We start from the raw sequence: 21884 nt of genomic DNA on the forward strand, positions 1-21884 counted from the left end.
ATGTTCATGATTTTAGAACAATTGTCTAATCAGGAGCAATTTTAGTATCCTAACTTGTTCAAGTAGTCAAATTCAACGTGCATGTTGAACAGCAGAAATATCCTGAGCGTTTTCTTTTTCCTACTCCTCTTCGATACCACTTCCAGAGCACAGTTGAAATTTTCCAATGTTTCCGTTTCAGCCGGAATAGAGTTATGTCCGGCTTATCCCGAAGGAAGTGGTGTAGTGGCTGCAGATTATGACAATGACGGGGATATTGATCTCTATGTCCCCACAGATGAACATGCAAAGAATCATTTTTACATCAATCAGGGTGATGGAACTTTTATAGAAAATGCCGAAGTACTGGGAGTTGGTGAGCCGCTCAAAGCAAGGGTAGCCTTGTGGTTCGATTATAATGCTGACCACCTACTTGACCTCCTCGTAGTAGGTGATTGCCGACTGGAGACGGATGACTGTGAAGATAATGAAGTCCTTCGCCTGTATAAGCAGCTGCCCGATCATTCCTTTCAGGATGTTACAGCCAGTTCAGGCCTGTTGCATGGTTTTCGGCTGGATCATATTATCCATGCCGGAGGTGCTGCTGCCGGAGACCTGAACAATGACGGATACCCGGAGCTTATGATCAATTACTGGATCGGATATGCGTATTTGTTTGCTAATAACAGGGATGGAACATTCACCGAAATTGGCCTGGAAGAACTATCCGGCAGAAAAGACAATTACCTCCAACCCATCATATATGACCTCAATAAAGATGGACTAAATGATATCCTGATTGCACTGGATGGTGGAAAAAATGAACTTTGGCTCAATCAGGGCAACTTTTCTTTCAAAGAGATTGCAGGCTCCCTACAGCTGGATAGTGATCATAGCGATATGGGCATAGCTATTGGAGATATTGAAAATGACGGGGATATAGATATCTATATTACCAATGTTACCGGTAACAATTCCCACAACCAGCTTTTCAGGAACGATGGATCAGATGGAAACCTGGTTTTCACAGAAGTAGCCCGTGACTATGGAGTAGATCAGGGTGGCTGGGGTTGGGGGGCTACTTTTTTTGATGCGGATAATGACGGATTTCTTGATCTGGCAGAGAGTAACGGGTGGTATGACATCTCATTTCGTATGCCCTCCAAATTCTGGATCAATAATGGTGAAGGTTTCACAGACATCTCCGATCAGGTGGGCTTGACAGAAGTGATGGATGCCAATGCATTGATAGCTCTGGATTATGATCGGGACGGGGACCTGGACCTTATCGAAACCAGCCGGTGGACCGCTTCGGAAAACACTGCGGTCAGGGTCCTTAAAAATCAGCTTATGGAAAATGGATCCGGGGGAAATTACCTCGTTATCAAACCCAGAATGTTGGGGCCCAATCATCATGCAATTGGGGCTACTGTACAGGTAAAAACAGATGGAAAAACACTTACCCGGTTAATTACAGCAGGAATCAGCTATTATGCCCAGGAACCTGCCGAAGCATTTTTCGGCGTGGGCAGTACAGACATTGTAGATGAAGTGGTCATCCACTGGCCAGGAGGAGCTACAACAAAACTCGGGGATGTTGCAGCAAATCAAGTATTGACCGTCACCGACGAAAGCATTCTTCATACCCCCAATAACCTTCAGCTGCTTCATGTAGATTTCACTGAAGTTCAGTTTTCATGGACCCTTCTGACTTCATCTGAAACCCACTTTGAAATTGAACGATCCGTAACAGTGGATTTTGAAAGCTCTGTTCAAATGGAAGTAAGTGCTGATCAAAGATCATTTCTGGATACAGGTTTGATGACAGGTGAGAGCTACTTTTACAGGGTCCGGGCGGTAGGAGCTGGTGGCTTGATTAGTGAATACAGTCACCTGATCCAATTGACCCCTCAGGAATTCATTGCACAACCTACTGATCTTTCTCTTACCAGTGTTACGCCTTTTACTGTGTCTTTAACCTGGTCAGATAATTCGAACAATGAAGAGCACTTTATTTTGGAAAGGTCCTTGGATAAGGATTTTGGTGAAAATGTTTCATTTGTTATCTCCCAGAACAACACGGCCTTTACAGATGAATCAGTCGTTCCTTATACAAAATACTACTACAGGATAAAAGGCGAAAAATCCACCAGTACTTCAGTCGTCTCAGAAACACTACTGATAACTACACCGGACTTTATAAACCCTCCGGAAAACCTTACAATCATCCCGGAAAACTCAACAACTCTAAGGTTAGCATGGGAAGACTTGTCCGAAAATGAAGAGGGATTCATCATCGAACGATCTTTAACTGAAGATTTCTTATTTACTACCAATCAAAACGTAGGTGAAAATGTAACCACATACCGTGACAGAGGTGTCTCTCCTGACATCCCCTTTTACTACCGAGTAAAAGCTTACAATAATAATACGGAATCCGAATACATTTCAGCTACTATGGAAATCGTGACTTCTGCCACTTTAACTGATAGAGGGTTTGATATTTTTCCCAACCCTGCAAATAATCATTTTATAATTTCCTCTCCGGCTCAGAGCTATCAGAAGCCACAAACAGTCCGTCTCTTCAACACCTCCGGTAAGTTGGTACTGACATCACAGATTTACCCGGGTCAGGACAAAATTCGCGTTGATTTTGATAAGAGGCTAAAACCGGGGTTATACCTGCTAAAGGTAGGAGATAGAGCTGAGAAGCTGATTGTTAAATAAAAATCCAAATGGGCAAAGGGTGACAATAGGCAATAGACAATAGACAAAAATGGCTCCCGACCACCAAAAAATAGCTAATGACTGAGGCGTCCTAAAATAATGATCGCGATCATTTTAAAAATGACCACGGTCGACTAACCAAACGACGGTGATCGATCCGCTGATTGATCACCGTCGTTTTTTTATTGATCGCGTTCTATCTAATCAACACTCCACTCGTACATTCCTGCTGCATGCTTTTCCGGTAGCTCCACCTCCAGTTTCATGGCCTTTGTGGTAACTGATTGAAATTTCACCGTGTTTAACTTGTCTTTATCTATGGTGTATGCCGATGTGTTTTTAACAGCAACCCAGTTTCCCTGCTCATCCTGATAGTAAAGCTTCCAGGATGCCGGTACACGACAACCACCCCATGGACCATCATCAAACCAATAAACCGAACTTTGTGAAAGCTCCTGAGCTTCTTTGAACTCATAAGTGATCCACTCAGTCGTATTATTTTTTGGCCACCAGTGATAATAAGGGATCTCATGATCATTTGAGTTTTTAGGTAAGATCTGGTCGTTTAGAGAAGATACAGCTCCTCTGGAGTCTGAAAGTGCTACTTCACTTTCTGAGGCTACGGATGGAGGTCTTATGGGGGTCAAAGCTTCAGTATCAGTAGCCAGCCAAACAGTCATATCGCCCGAGCCTCTGTTGACCCAGGAGTAATAAGGGATGAGCGTTGCTTCTACTTCTTTCCCTGTTAAATTCTGGTCTTCATCATAAGCAAAAGCCTGGGCAGTAGTAGTAAGCGTCATAACGCCTTGCAGCAGGTCATCCTGATAGGAAGCCTCAAAGGATGCATTGGGATCGATCATTAGATTGTGAACACCTTCAGGATTATCCACCCATTCGGCACAGTAGACAAGCGGTCCGCGCTGTACGGCTACTTTATCCTTATCTGCTTCCACTGCTTCATGTGCTTTTATGGTTTTGGCTTCCATTGGAAACTCGATTTCCACCTCATCACCAGCCGACCACTTTCTGGAAATTCTGATATATCCATTCTCTGTTTCATAGTCAATAGCAGTCCCGTTCAGCTTCACAGGGATGTCACCAACCTCCGGATTGATAAACTCATAGAGGTCTCCAGGGATTGGGTCTCCTTTGGCCCATCCTGGTACGCGAATTAATAAATCAAAGGTCTTATCAGATTCAGGGCTGATCGTGAATTTGGTCTTACCTCCGAACGGCATTTCCGAATCCTGAACAATATTAACGGAGGTTTTACCTAGCTGTATCTCTGCATCGTTTGATAAGAAAAGATTCACATAAATGGCCTTGTTTCCTCGCCTGGCATACACATATTTCGGAACTGAAGGAATGAACCGGGTGACATTCGATGGGCAGCAGGCACAGTTAAACCACGGGCTTCTCCTGTGCTGACCTACTGATTTCAACGGATTGGGATAGAAGAAGCTTTTGCCATCCAGTCCTATTCCTGCTAAAAGCGCATTGTACATTGTTCGCTCCAGTACGTCATAATATTTAGAGTCAGCATGAAGTAAGAACATGCGGTAGTTCCAGTAGACATTGCCAATGGAAGCACAGGTCTCGCTGTAAGCCGACATGTTGGGGAGTTCGTAATTGTCACCAAAAGCTTCGCCGTTACCGGAGGCGCCTATGCCACCAGTCACATAGGTCTTTTTAGTTACGGCATTTTTCCAGATCTTATCTGTAGCAGCTTTGTAAGCCTCATCATTCATCAATGAAGCAATATCCGCCATGCCGGAGTACATGTAAGTAGCCCGCACGGCATGGCCTACTGCTTCGTCCTGGTTAACAACCAGCGCATGAGCCTGGCTGTATGCAGGTCCACGACCTCTCTCACTATTTTTGACGATATCACTTTGTCCTTTTACATCCAGGAAGAACTTAGCAAGATCAAGGTACTCTTTTTTACCTGTTTGTTTGTAGAGCTTGGCCAGTGCCATTTCCGTAATCTGATGGCCGGGAGCTTTCTCTATTTTACCCCACCCAAAATCTCTGACAGCCAGGTCCGCAAAGCGCATGGAAATCTTAAGCATGGTGCTGTCATTGGTGGCCTGAAAATGAGCAATACCAGCTTCGATCAGGTGACCTAAATTATACAGTTCATGACTTAGGTCTTCCTCCTTCTCCCAGCGCTCGTCTGCTAACCAATTGTGTCGCTGTTCAGGGTATTCTTCTCCTATAGTCCCTGCCGGATACAGGTATCCATCTTCTTCCTGGGCCGCTTTCATAAAGACCAAAAGTGAGTCCATATAAGCTACTAAGTCGGGATCGTGATCGCTTTGGAGGGAATAGCTGGCACCTTCCATGATCTTGTAAAGATCCGTATCATCAAACGGAAAGTCTGTCAGATACCTGTCTCCTTCCAGAAGTCCGCCAGCTATTTGAAAATTCTTTATTCTCCCGGTACTTTCACACCTTCCAAAAGTATGTGGAATGGTATTTTCCTTATTTATACTTATTCTTCTGGACCAGAAGTTATCGGTTATTTTCACGGATGTAAATGGCACTTCTTCTACCGGGCCGTCATATAGTGGTTCTTCCGGCTGGTTGGTGCAGGAAAATGCAAGCAAAGTAAAAATGAGCAGTAGTAAGTTCCTGTTATTCATCATTTATTTCTCTTAGCGATTGATTATATGAATTGTCTAAACGGAGGTTATTCCTCCACTCAAAAATGAAAGGATAATGCTCGGCAACCTGATACGATTGTTTAAATAACATGAACAGATGTTTAGCGGGCGAGGGCTATCGCCCAGCTTGCAGTTCAAAACAGACAAGTTCTACTTAATTTCCTAATTACTCAAAGCTGAAAGGGATCTGCATTTTCACCCTTACCGTCCGTCCTCTTTGGGTTCCCGGCGACCAGTTGGGCATTTCAGCTACAATCTCCCGAATCTTTTTCCCAGCTTCATCCTGATTCCCCCGCAGGATTTGAATACCCGATAGACAACCATTCTTTTCCACGATCAACTGAATGACTACTTCTCCGGAGCTATTCTCGAATGACTCACTGCTAATGCGTTCCCGGATAAAGCGCTGAATATTACCATCAGAGCATTGATAGGTAGACTTCTTTGTTTTGACAAATTCCTCACACGTTCCAAAATACGGAGGGTCCTCCACCACCATAAAAACTTCGCCTTTTGCCGGATAATCATCGCAGGTGGACAGTACCTTCAGATCTTGAGCAGCAGCTTGTTGATAAAACAAACTGAAAAAAATCAAAACCGGCAAAATCCTTTCAGGAACCCGCATGATCCAGCCTATTATTCTTGTGGTTTAACAATCGCTACCCAGCCACCTCCAGGCGCCAAATCAGCCTGCACTGTACCCTGATTAGTCACACTGATCGTTTCCTTTTTGTAATCCTCTGCATATTTCGAGGCATTGATCCCGTCTTTTAAGACCTCCATTTTATAAGTTCCTTCCCGGAGAAAAGAAAGGTCAATCGAAAAGCTACGGGCTGACCAGTCTGTCATGGCGCCAATATACCAGGTATCACCCTTTCGTCTGGCTACAACAATGTAATCAGCAATTTTCCCTTCCAAGACCCTGGTTTCATCCCAGGATGCAGGAATACGGGAGATAAAACTTGTTGCTTCTTTATCTTCCAGGTAAGCGGACGGAGCATCACATAGCATTTGAAGCGGGCTTTCATAAACCACATACATGGCAGCCTGATGGCACCTTGTTCCCTGGCTCATTGGCCTGTAAAAAGATATATTGAAGTTTCTCTCCTGGGCATTTACCATCGCTCCCGGAGTGTAATCCATCGGTCCGGCAACCATCCGGGTAAAAGGGAGCGTCACGTTATGCTCCGGAGTGATCTGGTCACTCCACTTATTGTTTTCATTACCCATCACTCCTTCATAGGTCATTACGTTAGGATAAGCTGATCGCAATCCGGCCGGTTTAAACGCACCGTGAAAATCTACGAGCAACTTGTTTTTCGCTGCTTCCCTGGCAATACGCTCATATGAGCTTACCATGTACTGGTCGGCACGCTGCATAAAATCAACTTTTATCCCTTTGACATCCCAGTCACTATACAATTTCAATATCTCTTCTAAATTTTGATCAAGCGGATGCCACAGGAGCCACAGGATAATCCCTACCCCTCTTTCTTTACCATAAGCTACAAGTTCAGGCACATCTATCTCTGGATTGGACTCCAGTACGTTGGTAGTGGTTTTTGTCCAGCCTTCATCTAATATCACATACTCCAAACCATATGCAGCCGCAAAATCAATGTAGTATTTATAGGTAGCATTGTTGATCCCTGACTCAAAATCCACCCCGTAAACATTGTTGGCATTGTACCAGTCCCAGGCAATCCTTCCAGGTTTTACCCAGGAAAAATCCATGGAAACCTGCTCCCTCGATAGCTGAAAAACCAGGTCGTTTTCCACGAAAGTGCGGTCATCATCGCTGATCAGAAAAAGTCGCCACGGATAGTTTCGGCCACCCACGGTTTTTGCTATATAGTTACCTTCTTCTACAATGATTTCCGATCGATCCGGTTGACTCGGTAAGGGCTCTGTTTTTAATATATATTTTGGAAATTTTGATTTAAACCCATTTCCGTTCCGCTCCAGAAACAATCCCGGATAATCAAACAGGTCGGCCTCAGTAATCACCAAACCAACACCTCCGGGTACGTCATACCGAACTGGTAATGCACAAAAATCACCCTCTGGTACGGAATCCAGCGGCTGGTATTCAAAGTGCTGCTCGTAGTGAGAGTAGAGGCTTTGCTCCTTAGGAAAATATGACCAGGTATTTGCAGGAAAGTCAATATCAAGGACTTCATTCACTACCAGTGTTTCATTCTGAGGCTTATCAGCCGTAATAAACCGGTAAGCAACGCCTTCATTAAAGACCCTAAACTGAAGTGAAAAGTTCTTCTTAAAGACCAATTCCAGCTCGTTGTATACATTTTGGAGCTGAGCATCTTTTGTGGGTACTACCGGTTTTCTGGATATCTGTCCTTTAGCAGTATTTTTCTTTTTAAGAGTGGGGTTTTCACCTAATATTAACCGGTCGGCCAGTTCCATAGAGATATCTGCATTTGTGATCACAGTATTCCCTTTGTAAGAAAGGGAAAATGAAACCCCATCCTCCAGGCTTATAACAGCTTTAATCAAGTTGTTTGGAGAAGAAACCGTATGTTCTTGTGCGAATCCTGAATGCACAAAAACCAGGGCAAAAAAAATAGATAGGAGATATTTCTTACAAGGCATATTCAATGATAAGCTGGCCACCTTGTTCGTTTCATAAATTCTAACTTTTGTCATCTGGTCCCTTTAAGATTATTGCGTTGATGGTTTTGGCTTTGATCCCATCATCAGCTCCTTTATTTCAGTTGGGTCAAGCGCATAGTCGTAAATATATAAAGAAGTCATATAACCGGCATAATTTTCCCCTGTGTCAGAAGCACCAACCCTTATTTCAGCATTATTTATGGCAGATGCAAGAGTCATGTTTTGTGAGTTATCCAAAACTCCATCCACATATATTTTTTCCACTACTCCATCAAATGTCAAAACGATATGATGCCATTCGCCACTGGCCGGCAGGTTGTTGTACTTCATGTCAAAATGATAATCCAAATGTGCCGCCGCACCATAGTTACTGCTGTTATAGTACAGGGCATTGTAAGAATTGGCCAGTTGAAACTCAAACCGGTCGCACCATGAAGCTATACATTCACCCTCTTTGCCAATCTCCGGGTTTTTTAGCCAGGCCGCCACGGTATAGGCGCCGTTCCACCCGAGGCTTTTGGGAACAGGTACGTCAAGGGTCAGGGAGCCTTTGGTGAAATTGAATACTTTTATACCATTTTGGTCCTGTACAAGTGTTACATCTCCATTTTTCACAAAATTCCCACCTACATATCCTTTATTGGAAATGGTCTCAAATGAGTCTTCTGAAACTTCTCCGGCATCTATTTTTACCAATAATTTCTTGCTGCTAACAGCCCCTGGCCCTTCATCCGATGGTTTATTTTCGAGCTCTAGTGGAATCTCAAACAGTGAATCATAAACTTTCATGTTCCAAACGGCAGCAAAAAGACCCGTTTTTTCTGTTCCCAAAACGGTCAATTTTAAATACCGGGCATTTACCTCGCGATCATCGATCATTGGGCTACCAGGTGTACGGTTATCCGATCGATCTGCGTACAATTGCCAATCCTTGCCATTTTTAGAATAAGCTATCCTGTACTGATAATAGTATCCGGCAAACTCGAATTGGGTCATTACCCGGTTTACCTTTTTTACTGAACCTAAATCAACCGTAAGATCCTGTGGAAATGTATTGTCACCGGCCTTCCACATGGTGGCATTGTTACCATCTGTGGCATACAAAGGTTTATATTCAAAGTCGTATTGAAGGGATTTCAGATGGTAATGAGATGACGCTGATGTTTTTGCTTTGAAGGCCATATCTTCCGGCACATCCGATTCAATGATCTTATCTATCCCATTAATGGTAGGAATCACAGTCTTTATCGTCGAGTCATTTTCAAAGACCATTTTATCAACACAGATCTGACGTGACAGGCCTCCCCTGGTCATGGGGTAATCATGCTTGTGATACACGATATAGTAGTCATCCATTTCTTTCAAAACAGAATGATGGCCTGGACCGTGTACGGATTGGTCTTCATTCGTACTGAGAATGGGGTTGTTTTCACCAGGAGTAAAGGGGCCGTAAGGTGAATCTGCGTAAGAATATCTAACGTTATATGTTTCATCATGACACGACCCACCAGAATACATCAATAGGTATTTATCGCCTTTTTTCATCATGTAAGCGGCCTCAAAAGGTTCCGGAGTTTGAGACAATGGAATATTTTCAGCATCCATCATTTCGGCCATGGTCTCAGTATTTAGCTGACCTACAGCGTACCCTCCGTTATAGTGAACCCAGGTGCCCCAGTAGGCATACACTTTACCGTCATCATCCCGGAAAAATTGCGCATCGAGTGAAGGGAAACCCTCCCTTGGATAGCCATGTGCCATCACCGGGGTATCATCTTCGTTCAATTTCGTCCATGGTCCAATCGGTGAATCAGAAACATAGCCATAAATATTACAGCCTGCCTGGCAATTGCCAAAGTATAGATAGTACCTCTCATCATCACCTTTTACAATATCCGGAGCCCAAAAATTCCTGAGATTTACTGAAGACAATGAAGGGACCTCCATGGTATAGTTGTACCAGTTTTGAAAATCTTTACTGTACCAGACTGTAGGCACACCGGAAGCCAGCATCTCATTGTCTGTGGTGGCGTAGATATAATAAATATCTCCAAACTTCTTTACCGTAGGATCGGCAAAGTAACCAGGTACGATTGGATTTCCTGCTGCCGGACCAACCCCTTCCAACGACTGAGCAATACCTTGATAGTGGATAGCTGCAATTAGGAAATAGAGTAGATATCTAAGGTTTTTCATAGGTTTTTGGGTTTTTGTGATCGCACCGGCATGATCTAAAAAATGGGCAAGGAGAAATTCCCCTCGCCCACTACTCTAAACGAATTTACTTATGAGAAATACTTTATTTTATTGTCCTCATGGAGAAAACCGGCCCAGCACGGTGCCCCACATGAGGCATAAACGCTACCACAACCTCACTCTTGCCAGCTGTTAACTCTTCCGGGATTTTATAATGTACATCGATAAATTCACCTGGCTTTTTGTCGGAGATGTTTTCAGTAGCAATCCGTTCATCATCTACCAAAATGTCAAAGGTCTTTGAACCGGTAAAGCCACCCCAGTACTCAGCCACCAAAGTCATTTCCTCATCAGGTAACACCTTCATTTTAAATTTAAAGTGTCCTCCTCTGCTTGCCACACGTGCCTTTTTACCTTTTAACTCATCCACATAGATGCTATCCCCTTCAAGCTGGTGATCTCGTTCGGGTTGCATTTCACCCATCTGCAGGAAATCAACGGTTTTGGACTCAAGGACTTTTTTCGCTTCCAGCTTTGCCTGGTATTCTGCCTGGTGAGCTTTCCATTTTTCCTGAGTGAAAAGGTCGAAATAAATGGAGTATCTCCTGTCATGTACCTGGTAAAATGGCTTTAGGGTAAAGTTTCTTGGATTGCCAACTTCCTTTGTCTGAAAGGTATTCGGAGCGCCCGTAACTGCCTCCAGCCAATGTTTCGGATTCCTGTTTTCGGTCATGATCACCGGCACAAAATCGCGATCATTGGCATTCGGGTTATCCACTTCACCCAAGTCCCCGGCCAACACCAATGGACCGTACATCATAGCGATCCTGTCTTCATTGTCAGGCATACTCTCCAGGCGAAGCGAGAATGGAAACTTCACTGCCACTACATCCTCGTTTTCCCAGACACGATCGATACTGATAAAGCTAGCTGGTTGCTGATCTATTTCTATTTGCTCACCGTTCACGATGATTTCCATACCTTCCCGAGCCCAATACGGGTAACGCACTTTCAGTGCAAACGCCTGTGGTTCGTCTACCTTTACAATCAAAGTTGTGCCTTGTTCTTCCGGATAGTTGGTCTTCTGGGTCAACAGTAGGCCTTTTTCTTCCCAATCTAAAGCTGAGGCGATAAACTGACTAACGTAGAGCTCAGAATCATTATGATAATAAATATTTCCACCGTATTTGGAGTGTGTCTCCAAACCACTTCCTACACAACACGTAAACCAGTAAGGGTTTTGGTAGGACTTAAACCCGCCCATTTCCAGGGATAAGTTGTAAATCACTTTACCCGTCTGAGGATGCTGGGAGGCTAGAATATGGTTGAGCAGAGCCCTTTCGTAAAAATCCGCTTCTTCGGCTGAAGGGCTCCACTCAAACAGATGCCTTGTTAGCTTCAGCATGTTATACACGTTACAGGTCTCAGTGGTATTGGCACTGAGCCTGTTAGTCAGCTGATCCGGCTTACCAAAATACTCGTGATTGGAATGTCCGCCGGTTACATACGAGTGATGATTGACCACCCTGTCCCAAAAAAAGCTCGCTGCTTCCTGATCGGTTTGGTTTCCTGTCACCTCATATCTCCGCGCTAACCCTATCAATTTAGGTATCTGGGTATTTGCATGTTTACCTGGCAGAATATCCACTCCGTTGGCCAGTGAATCCAATATTTTTTCATGAAAGAAAATATCGGAAAGCTTCAGGTATTTTTCTTTATCGGTAATGGCATAAAGCTCAACAAAAGTTTCATTGATGCCACCATGCTCACAGTCGAGCATCGTTTGGATCTCCACGGGACTCAGGTCTTTTACGATGGTATATATCCAGTCTGAAAACCTACTTGCCACTTCAATGCCCTTTTCATACCCACAGTGCTCATAAGCTGCAATCAATCCTGCAAGAATCTTATGTTGTGTATAATAAGGCGCCCAAAGCCCGTTTAAGTCAAACCCCTGCGAACGGATCTCTCCTTTAGCAATCTCTGTGGTGAAGATCTTTTTGCCATTTTTGAATGCGCCAATGTACCCGTCAGGATCTGCCTGCTGACACACTGCAAGCTCATCCACGATATATTTTACTTTATCGGCAAATTGCTGATCATGAGTTGTGCTATACATTAGCGCACAGGCTTTAAGGTAGTGCCCTAATGTATGACCCGCGATGGTTTCTGCTTCCCAGCCGTCATAAGGTTCCGCTTTTGGCTTTAAGCCGGCCTCCATTCTAAACCTGGCCAACAGACGGTCAGGTTCAAAGGTTTCAGTAAGCATTTCGATATTCAGCTCCGTGGCACGCTTAAACGGACCTTCCAGCAGCTTCACATCCTTCAATTCAAAATGCTGTACGCTTGTATTACCAGACTTTGAGTCAGCTTTAGAACGTACACATGAATAGATTACAGCACTAACTATCAATATAGATAAGCCTGAGACAAGATTGATCTTCATTATCTTCTTTAAAACTCTACAATTATTACACATAACTACAAAATAGTGAAAATATTATACACTCCCTCTGAAGTTAATATTTTCAGCTTGTTTGCAGCAGTACAAAACAAATCCTGAAATCGATCAACAAGCTTAACGTATGTTCACAAAACAAGAACAAATATTCAATGGAAGTCAATAGGGAGTCTTTGAGCCTTTTTTTAGGGAATAATTGACCATAGTATTGTTTGAAGCGTCAGACCAACTCTCCCTAACCCCTCTCTTTGAAAGAGAGGGGAATGCAGCTTCGAACAAGTTTCTGCTAAATGATTTTTGAGGGGGTTAGGGATTGCTACCGGATCAACTCTCTTTGCAGAAAGTCCCTTGGCGACTGGCCATAATACTGCTTGAACCGTCTCGTGAAATAGGTGGGACTGGAGAACCCTGTCTGATAAGCTGCTTCGGAGACATTGCATCCTTTTTCCGCCATCAGATTTAATGCTTGTTTTAGTCGGACGGTATTGATAAACTCTGTGGCCGAGCAATCAGCTATCTTCTTAAGCTTGATATGGAGCATCGATCGACTAAGCCCAATTTCCCTGGTTAAAAAACCAACATCAAGATCAGGTTTATCGATGTTATCTCTGATGATTTTGGTAAGCTTTTCTATAAACTCCTTATCTGAGTCTGAATACGTTAGCTCAGATGCCGGCATAAACGCATCCTTTTTAAACTTCTTGATCAGGTTTCTCCTTGTTTTCAGTACATTCACAATATTTTGCTGAAGAATGTGTGCTAAAAACGGCTTTTCGATATAGTAATCCGCTCCGGTCTTCAGTCCTTCATATTTATTATCCGGCCCACTTTTGGCCGTCAGCAAAATGACCGGAATGTGGGAGGTTTCAAAATTCTCCTTCACACTGGTGGTAAACTCAAAACCATCCATAACCGGCATCATTACATCCGAAAGGATCAGGTCCACGGCATTTTCGGAAAGCTTATCAAGTGCCTCTTTTCCATTGATGGCTTTTACTATGCTATACTGATCGATCAGAGATCCAGCGATAAACTCCATAAGCTCCAGATTATCTTCTACAAGCAGTATCTTGGGTTTATTAGAAAAATCCTCAGGCTGATCCAGCTCTACTGATTTATTGAATTTTGTAGTAAGAATATGGTTTTTATCACCTGTTTCTACTACATCTATAATGACAATTTCTTCCGGAAGATAATCTGATTGTGAAACAGGAAGTTCAACTTTAAAGATGGTTCCCACATTCAGTTTACTTCGCACCCTGATATGTCCTTTATGCAGCTGTACGAGACTTTGGACAAACGCGAGTCCTATCCCGGAACCATAGTACTCTCTATCTGGTTTACCATTTGACTCAGACTGATAAAACCGATCAAAAATCCGGTTTATGATTCTTGGCTCCATGCCTCTCCCTGTATCCCTGATCGTGATATTCAGCACTTGTTTTTCTTCTTTATTGATCAACTTTTTATCCAACTCCGCGATGACATCTATAGACCCTTCCGCGTCGGTAAATTTGAAAGAATTAGAGATAAGGTTGATCAGTATCTTTTCTACTTTAGGCCGATCAAACCAAACAGGTTCTGTAGCTTCATCACAATTAAAATTCAGGTTGAGATGGCTTTCCTCTGCAGTCATTGAAAAGGATTGTTCCAGATTGTTAAACAGGTCGCTAATACTTGCTTTGCTCACTTTTAGCTCCTCCTTGCCCTGTTCTATTTTTCTAAACTCCAGCAACTGATTCAGCAATTGCAAAAGCCTGTGTGCATTCAGGTTGATGCTGCTTAACTTTTCTTTGACAAACGGGCTTACCTTCTCATCTGCGATCAGCTTGGCCAATGGTCCTATGATGAGGGTGAGTGGAGTCCTTAATTCATGTGAAATATTAGTGAAAAATTCCAGCTTGATCTGGTTGAGCTCTACGGCATGAACCCGTTCTTTTCGCTCGATCTCTGCTAACGCGCGTGACTTCTGGATGCGGCTACTGACGAAAGAAATCAATACAAGCACCCCGACCAGCAATACCGCATACAACGCATAACCCCACTTTGATAACCAGAAAGGTGGATGAACAACTACCGTTAGTTCACTTGGTTGTGTGTCCCAAGTAGAGTTATCAAGGGAAGCTTTTACCTTAAAAGTATAAGTGCCGGGACTGAGGTTGGTGTAGGTCGCAAAGTTACGGTTACCCACGTAGTTATATTCATTTTCAAACCCGTCTAAATAGTATGAATAATGACATTTCCCCTGATTGACATAGTTGAGCGCTGAAAACTCGATCGTAAATACATTCTCTTTATAAAGGAGCTCTATTTTGTCTGAAAGGGTCAATGATTTTTTGAGAATGCGATCCTTATCTTCCCTCGGCGCTACAGGTTGGTTAAAGAGCTTGAAACCTGTCATGACCACATCGTTTGCCTTGGCGCTAAGCGTCTGGTTGTACTCATCAAAGTAGATCAATCCCTCGTTGCTTCCAAAGTAGATAAAGCCACGGCTGTCCCGAAAAGCAGCCCGATAGTTAAACTGACTAAAAGGAATGCCTGAGTCCTTATTATAAAGGAATGATATACCGGAGTGAGGGTCCAGCTTGACTAATCCTTTATCCGTACTTACCCAGTACCAGTCATTGGCCCCTTCCTGCAAACCATAGATCCACGTACCGGGAAATCCATTTTCAGAATAATATCGTTTAACTTCATCTGTGACCTTATCATAACAATAGAGACCTGTATAACTATCTCCAATCCATAACCGGCCTTTGCTATCTCTCCTGATAAAGTTAATGCCATCCAAATGGCTAAGTTTCTGAAATGGCAAAAGCTCTTTTGTGTACATATCATAACAATAGATCCCGATCCTGGAGGAGAACCATATTTTTTCCTTCGTTTGGGTGATGCTCTCTATTAAAATACCATTAAACACCTGGTCAAAAAACGGCTGAAACTTCCCTGCTGGTTTATTGTAGACATTAATGCCGCTGATAGTAGCAATGAAGATGGTATCTCCTACTTCGTGGAAAGAGTAAATATCATTAGAAACCAAATCAGGTGTATTCTGTGTATTGATATACTTAAGCTTCCCTGTATTGGTGTTTAGAATGTTAATCCCACCAGTATAAGTAGCAATCCACAGATGGGAGGCATCCGTAAAATGTAAGTCATGAATGTTACCGTAACTGAGTCCTCCGGCTTCCATCCCAACCGGATATTTCTTGATCTTACCGGTTTCCCAATCCAGACGATTAAGGCCCATATCTTCAAGGCCTATCCATATGTTTCCCTGATGGTCCTCTGTAAATGAGCTGACGGCATTTCCTCCCAGATACTGTTCTCCTACCCCGGATGACAGTGTATTGAAAAACTTGTTTTGATTACTCCAGAGGTTGATACCGCTGAAATACATTCCAAGCCAGACATTGCCGTTTCGATCACAAAGCGCTGAATATATCGGATTAGAGCTTAGGCCTTTTGGATTAGAAAGAGAGTGTTCGCTGCACGAAAATATTTTCTCATTGGGATTCCATCTGCACAACCCGCCCTCCGTACCTATCCAAAGTATACCATCCTGGTCTTCTTCAAAGACGTGAACATAGTTGTGGACTAAAGACCTGTTTTGGGGCTGATCTTTAGAATAAAATTCAAAAGTACCTGACCGGGTGTCAATTCTGCATAATCCCAATTCATTGTTACCCACCCAAATGTTCTCATTGCTATCAAGGTACATGATGGAAATTATGGGAAATGGGGCATTGAATGACCTTGAATTACCTTCCTGAAAGTATACTACCTTCAACTGAGCAGCAGAATCAGTGTGAATCAGAGCCATATTGCCGTTTCTTACACTAAAAAGCTGTATCCCGGAAAACGATTTTAATTCTTGGTTGGGAGTCTGATTCGACAGGGTGTTGTCATTATCTGTCAGCAACAAGTAATCCAGTTCTCCATCCAAAAGGTACCAAATGCCTTCGCCGGATGATGAGACGATCACTTCCTGTACCGGACCGAGCTTATTCAGTTCCCGATAGTACCGAAATGTTTCCGAGGCGTAATCAAAATAGTAAAAATCACCATCGATCGACCTGCAGAATACAAGAGAATCCAAAGCCTTGTATAATGTATTGGCTCTAAGATTGAATTCATTCCCCTCAGCGTCTATAGCCGGAAAACTCGAAAAATTATACCCATCAAACCGGCATACGTTTTCCCGGTTTGCCATCCACACAAAGCCAAAACGATCCTGCTCAATATCCTTTATATACGAGGAAGGTAATCCGTCCTGATTGGTATAATGGATAAAACGCATTTCACCGGTTTGCCCGTAAGCTCTATGCCCGGCAAGAGTGATACAAAGAAACCATAAAATGACATCTGCTGCCTTCACCACGTTCAGTCTTTCAATCATCAAATTTTCAGGGCCCTCTCGTTCGGGAGAGCCCTTTGGGGTTAAATGTTGCCTATGTTATTTGAAGCCGGTAGAAAACTTCCACTTTGTACTAAAATTATCACTTATATCTTCCTTTTTCAAAAGCTTTCGGAGGATTTCAACAGGTATACTCCCTTCACGCATCACGGCATCATGATACTGTTTTTCAGTCCACCCTATAGCTATCATTTCCTTCTGGAGTGCATAAAACTGGAGCCCACCTACCATATACGCTATTTGATACAAGGGATCATATCCACTGGTAAAAGACCTTCTTACTTCGGCTTCCGCATTGGCATGCTCATGGCCTACCCGATTCACCAGAAGATCGATGCATTCCTGGGGTGTCATCTCGCCCAGGTGGTAGCTCAAAGAGAAAATGATCCGAGCACAACGATGCATTCTCCAGAAGAGCATTCCGATGCGCTCCTCCGGTGTATCCGGAAAACCTTTGTTCCACAGGTTGATCTCCCAGTAAAGCGCCCAACCTTCGCCCCAAAAAGGTGTGTTAAATAATCTTCGGTATGGCTTATAACGCCTGGTCATAAACTGCTGCAGATGGTGACCCGGTATGAGCTCATGATGCACCGTAGCTGTAGAAAAATTGGGGTTGTTACCACGCATACTCATCAGCTTATCATCGTGCTCCATGGTATTGGTGGGATAGGATATGCTGATCACCTCACCTCCCGTAAAAAACGGGTTCACCTTTTGCCTTTCTGGAGTCATCATGATCATTCTCCAGGTTTCTTTAGCTAGCTCAGGAACGGTGATCAGGTCACGTTCTTCGATAAAATTGATCGCTTCCCATGCCAGCGAATCGATCAGTTTTGGCTGCCCCCCTGCCGGCACATAAGTATCTTTTACATACTCAAGGGCAGCTCTCCAGTCATCCCCAAAACCCAGCTCTTTTGCCGCTTTCAGCATCTCCTCTTCACAGTATTGAAATTGCTCCTCTGCAGCAGCTATAAGCTCCTCTGCGGAATAGGAAATGAATGAAAACTCAAGACTTTTCCGGATGGCTTGTCTCCCGATTGGTTTCCCTATGATGCCACTACCATCATCCTTAAGAGAATCGGAAGTATAGTTGTCCCGTAAAAACTCCCCGTAATTCTTCAAGGAGGCACTAAGAGCTTCATAAGGTTTTTCCATCCACCAGGTAAATTCAGGATCATACCCGTAATAAAACTCATAAGCTTCCTCTAATTCTTCGCTTAATGACCGCACGGCTTCTTGCGCTTTGTCAGCCACCAGCCAGTTTTCAAATGGGTTCTTCTTCAGGGTCTCCCGTGAAGCTTCCAGCGAGTTGGCAATGTCATGAAAGGACTTTGCCAGTGATTTATAGTCAGGAATAGCTCCATACCTTCTCGCCTTCACAAATTCATACAATGGGGCTGCTATCTCAAGTACATGGCTTATTTCTCTGAACTTTTGATATTCGATCTGCAAAAAGTAATCACGCTCTTCTATTTGGTTTTTGAGCAGCACATAGTCGGCTTTCCCCTGAAGCGAAAGCTCATCAAAGTTGACCGCTTCCAGATTTTCTCTCCAGTCGGCATACAACCTGGTAAAGCGCTCATAATACTCCGCGCTCTCCCGAATGTTATATTTTCTTCGTAATGCCCACTCGTCCTCCTGAAACTGGCTGACGGATGAGTACAATTCACTGGCCCCTTCCTGTGCAATAACGGGTAACGAGCCTAAACCAATCAGAACGAAGAATAACGGTAATTTCCTAAGAATACTCATGGTGTTATTGATTTATTTTATTGTCAAAGTGATTGAATGGTCCGGTTCACTGATGTAAAGATTGGCAAAGTAAATTCCCGCCTCATCAGGATCCTTTTTCAACGGCACTACCTGTCCATCCACCTCCAGAACCATCTCCTGTTGGTTGTAATTTTCTATCCAAAGCCTGGTTGTGTGGGTATTGCCCATACGATTTTCCAGAACACCAGTAATTTTCTTCAGATCAGATGAAATCTGTATAACTTCATTTTCTTTAAAGCCATCGGTTTCAAGTTTGAGGTGGAGCCTCACCTGATCCGTAACTACTGCAAACCTCGATCGAATACCATCTTTTGGCACCACCTCAAAACGCTTTTTTGAGGTTTTCAGATCTCCTCCATAGCTTATCCAGCCAAATAGCGGATCATTGGTAAGTATTGTAGATGCTATACGAATGGCGGCCCCATTACCAAGATCTGCTTCACCATCATACATCCATGCTCCACGTTCTGTTTCTTTTCTGATCCACACCCGGGCATTTTTAGCCGTGGTAAATGCCCAACCCATTGCTCCGTCATTTGCTTTTCCCGGATACCAATACCCATAGTTTGAGTCTTCTGTTCCTGTATTCATTAGCGCCCAGCTACTCAAATAGGAAGCATAACCCAACTGCAACCAGTCATCAGGAGACTCAGCGAAGTTGATCCCGTAATCCAGGATAGACCACCCGCCCATTTTGGCCATATAGCTGAGTGTATTGCGATCGGAACTCCGGGTAAAATCCGCACCCAGTAAAAAGTATTTGGCTTCAAGCCAGCCTCGCACTGCCAAATTAGCCAGGTGCTGCTGCTCCATAAAATCCCGGGCTGCTGCTTTACTTACTTCAGGATGAGACATCCATTTTTCCGCATTTTGATCATACCATAGATTGGTATCCGGTTTCATCTCATGCAGGTATCCGTACTTTGCAAATGCATAGGAAGACTCGAAAGCCGTCCGGTCAAAAGAGTACTCTGACCCGTATGGATAGTCATCATCGTAAATGAAGTATTTTACCTTTTTCTCGTACTCATTTCTCAGCCAGTCAGCTTCCTCCTGCCTACCTTCAAATTCAAGGTCTTCTATTAAGTTTTCGATGACCAGCTCGTTGTAACACCCATGTTTATAGGTTTCGTAGTATTCCCCAAAGATCTCGTACGGATAAATGAAATAGGCTTTGGCTGTCTGCCATGCTCGCTCCAGGTACCCGTCAGCATCCAGGTATGAAACCAGCTCGGGGTTGGCTCTGGCAATCTCATACATGTGGTAATACAGCATGACCATATGCAGATAATCGTATGTCCTCCATACCTGCATACGGTCCAGCTGACGACTTCTTGTACCTGCCCGAGCTAAAGGGTCTCGTGCCACTTTCCAATTAGGCACTCCGTAGATCCCATAAGGATACGGATCATCCATATCCGTTCGTTGGAGTCCTCCCCACACATAATTTTCCAGGTAATATTCCACCGATTCAATCTCCTTTTTATTGGGGAAAAAGACATTCTTAGCAGCCACATAGGGTGCTTTACACAAGGCAGGATCATCGCTGGCAAGCACATAACCCCACCAGCCCTCATATCCATCCGTATTGTCCGGACCTCTCAGCTCAGCGGTACGCATATCCCAGACAGAGTATAAGCCATTGTACCATTTAGCAGTATCCATGTGCTGCTGTTGGTTTACAATAAAATCGCTCCTTTTCTTGATCAGTGTTTCCAAGGGTTCTGTGGAGAAAAACTCTAAATAGGTTTTATAGCCATCGCCATAACGGACGGTAAGCATGTTCTCCCCGAGCTTGTTAAACTTCACTTTGTACACATGATGATCGGGCATCTTTTCACCCAGATATTCAATTACAGTTTGCTCTGCAAATTCAGCTTCTACGGATGCAATATCCTGTTTAGTGTGAAGGGAAAACATCGCTGAAAGATCTGAAGGCACGGTCATACCAGGAACCACGCGGATATCAAAGAGGCCTTCCTCATAAATAATATCTCGCATTTCCTGCCAGCTGTCAGCCCACCAGAAACGCACACCGTAAGTAACTTCTTTTGGCTTTTCTTCACTATTCAGGTGTATACTTGTATGTTCCTGACGCCAGGTTCCGCCTTCATCCACTCCTGAGACTTTGGAGTGGATGAAAACCTCAAACTGGCCTTCATTTTCATAGTATTCAAATTTGGTACCCGCTTTGGGAAGGATCATCAGGTAAGGTCCTTTGCCAGATGGCCGAGTGAAATAAATGAAAGAACCATAACCGGAAATAAACTGATGCTTGGTATAGCCTTTTTCAAAGATTGATTCCTGGCTGCCTCCCGAGGGAGACTGCCAGGGAAAGCTGATTGAAAGATCTCCTATTTCTATGGGAAACTGCATGGCAGCCCGGACATTAATATCCAGGTCTATACCCTTTTCATTAAGTGTGAATGTTTCCTCCATAACCAGAGGCATACCTGGCTGATTATCTATTATCCTGGCTTTGCCTTCCTCAGCAGTTTCAAAAGTCGTATTGTAGGTATTGATCGACAGCCATTCTCCTCCCGGCACCCGGTAAGTCACGTTGGCTCTCCCCCATCTGCTACTACCTACTACATTGGCTTGAAAAGTGTCTTTGGGAGATACCAACATGCGCATACCTCGGATCGAAACTTCCCCTTTTATGGATTCGTTTTCAAGGAGCTGAGATCGGTTCCAAGCTTGCCCAATAACCTCTCCTGTAGATACTATATATATCAGCAGAATAAAGACTCTTAAGTTCATAAAAGACAAAACTTTATTGCTATGAGTTAAATGCCTTATGAGTAAATCTAATGAAGCTGCTGTGATATTGACACCTGACAGTCAATATAGGGGGATCATTGGTTAAGATAGTATTAATACTTTTGTTGTAAACGCAAATTAGCGGGCAGAAACTGATGATTAATTGTACCGATCTTTACAGTCTTCAGCTTAAAGCGACCTCTATTGAGTTAAAATAGTACCCTTTATCGTTAAGATACTGGCATATTCCGGTACCCGCTGCTCATATCTTTGTGAA

Annotated in this window: 9 protein-coding genes; 1 reads left to right on the top strand and 8 read right to left on the bottom strand. The window is 43.6% G+C overall.

What is annotated here, in order from left to right; translation table 11 throughout:
- Positions 1-81: 81 nt before the first annotated feature.
- Positions 82-2706 (top strand): FG-GAP-like repeat-containing protein, encoded by a 2625-nt coding sequence (locus AC3E9V_RS13845; RefSeq protein ID WP_488748720.1) that lies wholly within the window; start codon positions 82-84, stop codon positions 2704-2706.
- Positions 2707-2906: 200 nt separating this feature from the next.
- On the opposite strand, the gene AC3E9V_RS13850 is transcribed toward AC3E9V_RS13845, so the two are convergent.
- The 8 genes from AC3E9V_RS13850 to AC3E9V_RS13885 form a co-directional block, all read right to left on the bottom strand.
- Positions 2907-5351, bottom strand: coding sequence for a glycoside hydrolase family 127 protein (locus AC3E9V_RS13850; RefSeq protein WP_488748721.1), 2445 nt, complete (start codon positions 5349-5351; stop codon positions 2907-2909).
- A gap of 184 nt (positions 5352-5535) precedes the next feature.
- A complete protein-coding gene (locus tag AC3E9V_RS13855; protein WP_488748722.1) occupies positions 5536-5949 on the bottom strand; it encodes an energy transducer TonB in 414 nt (137 codons plus the stop codon).
- 56 nt (positions 5950-6005) lie between these two features.
- Positions 6006-8033, bottom strand: coding sequence for a glycoside hydrolase family 97 protein (locus AC3E9V_RS13860; protein ID WP_488748723.1), 2028 nt, complete (start codon positions 8031-8033; stop codon positions 6006-6008).
- A gap of 15 nt (positions 8034-8048) precedes the next feature.
- Complete coding sequence (locus tag AC3E9V_RS13865) at positions 8049-10196, bottom strand: family 43 glycosylhydrolase (protein WP_488748724.1); 2148 nt, start codon at positions 10194-10196, stop codon at positions 8049-8051.
- Between the two features lie 103 nt (positions 10197-10299).
- Positions 10300-12642, bottom strand: coding sequence for a beta-L-arabinofuranosidase domain-containing protein (locus tag AC3E9V_RS13870; RefSeq protein WP_488748725.1), 2343 nt, complete (start codon positions 12640-12642; stop codon positions 10300-10302).
- 331 nt (positions 12643-12973) lie between these two features.
- A complete protein-coding gene (locus AC3E9V_RS13875) occupies positions 12974-17056 on the bottom strand; it encodes a hybrid sensor histidine kinase/response regulator transcription factor (RefSeq protein ID WP_488748726.1) in 4083 nt (1360 codons plus the stop codon).
- A 57-nt stretch (positions 17057-17113) separates the two neighbouring features.
- On the bottom strand, positions 17114-18826 hold the full coding sequence (locus AC3E9V_RS13880; RefSeq protein ID WP_488748727.1) for a DUF885 family protein: 1713 nt from the start codon (positions 18824-18826) through the stop codon (positions 17114-17116).
- Positions 18827-18838: 12 nt separating this feature from the next.
- The gene (locus AC3E9V_RS13885) at positions 18839-21607 is read right to left on the bottom strand and encodes a DUF5695 domain-containing protein (protein ID WP_488748728.1); all 2769 of its coding nucleotides are present in this window, start codon (positions 21605-21607) and stop codon (positions 18839-18841) included.
- Between the last annotated feature and the right edge of the window lie 277 nt (positions 21608-21884).

The organism is Marinoscillum sp. HNIBRBA16962, assembly GCF_057801515.1.

Bases quoted from the DNA above. Each gene is read 5' to 3' on its own strand.
- AC3E9V_RS13860 (WP_488748723.1), bottom strand. From the start codon at position 8,033: ATGACAAAAGTTAGAATTTATGAAACGAACAAGGTGGCCAGCTTATCA.
- AC3E9V_RS13880 (WP_488748727.1), bottom strand. From the start codon at position 18,826: ATGAGTATTCTTAGGAAATTACCGTTATTCTTCGTTCTGATTGGTTTA.
- AC3E9V_RS13875 (WP_488748726.1), bottom strand. From the start codon at position 17,056: ATGATTGAAAGACTGAACGTGGTGAAGGCAGCAGATGTCATTTTATGG.
- AC3E9V_RS13870 (WP_488748725.1), bottom strand. From the start codon at position 12,642: ATGAAGATCAATCTTGTCTCAGGCTTATCTATATTGATAGTTAGTGCT.
- AC3E9V_RS13885 (WP_488748728.1), bottom strand. From the start codon at position 21,607: ATGAACTTAAGAGTCTTTATTCTGCTGATATATATAGTATCTACAGGA.
- AC3E9V_RS13850 (WP_488748721.1), bottom strand. From the start codon at position 5,351: ATGATGAATAACAGGAACTTACTACTGCTCATTTTTACTTTGCTTGCA.
- AC3E9V_RS13845 (WP_488748720.1), top strand. From the start codon at position 82: ATGTTGAACAGCAGAAATATCCTGAGCGTTTTCTTTTTCCTACTCCTC.
- AC3E9V_RS13865 (WP_488748724.1), bottom strand. From the start codon at position 10,196: ATGAAAAACCTTAGATATCTACTCTATTTCCTAATTGCAGCTATCCAC.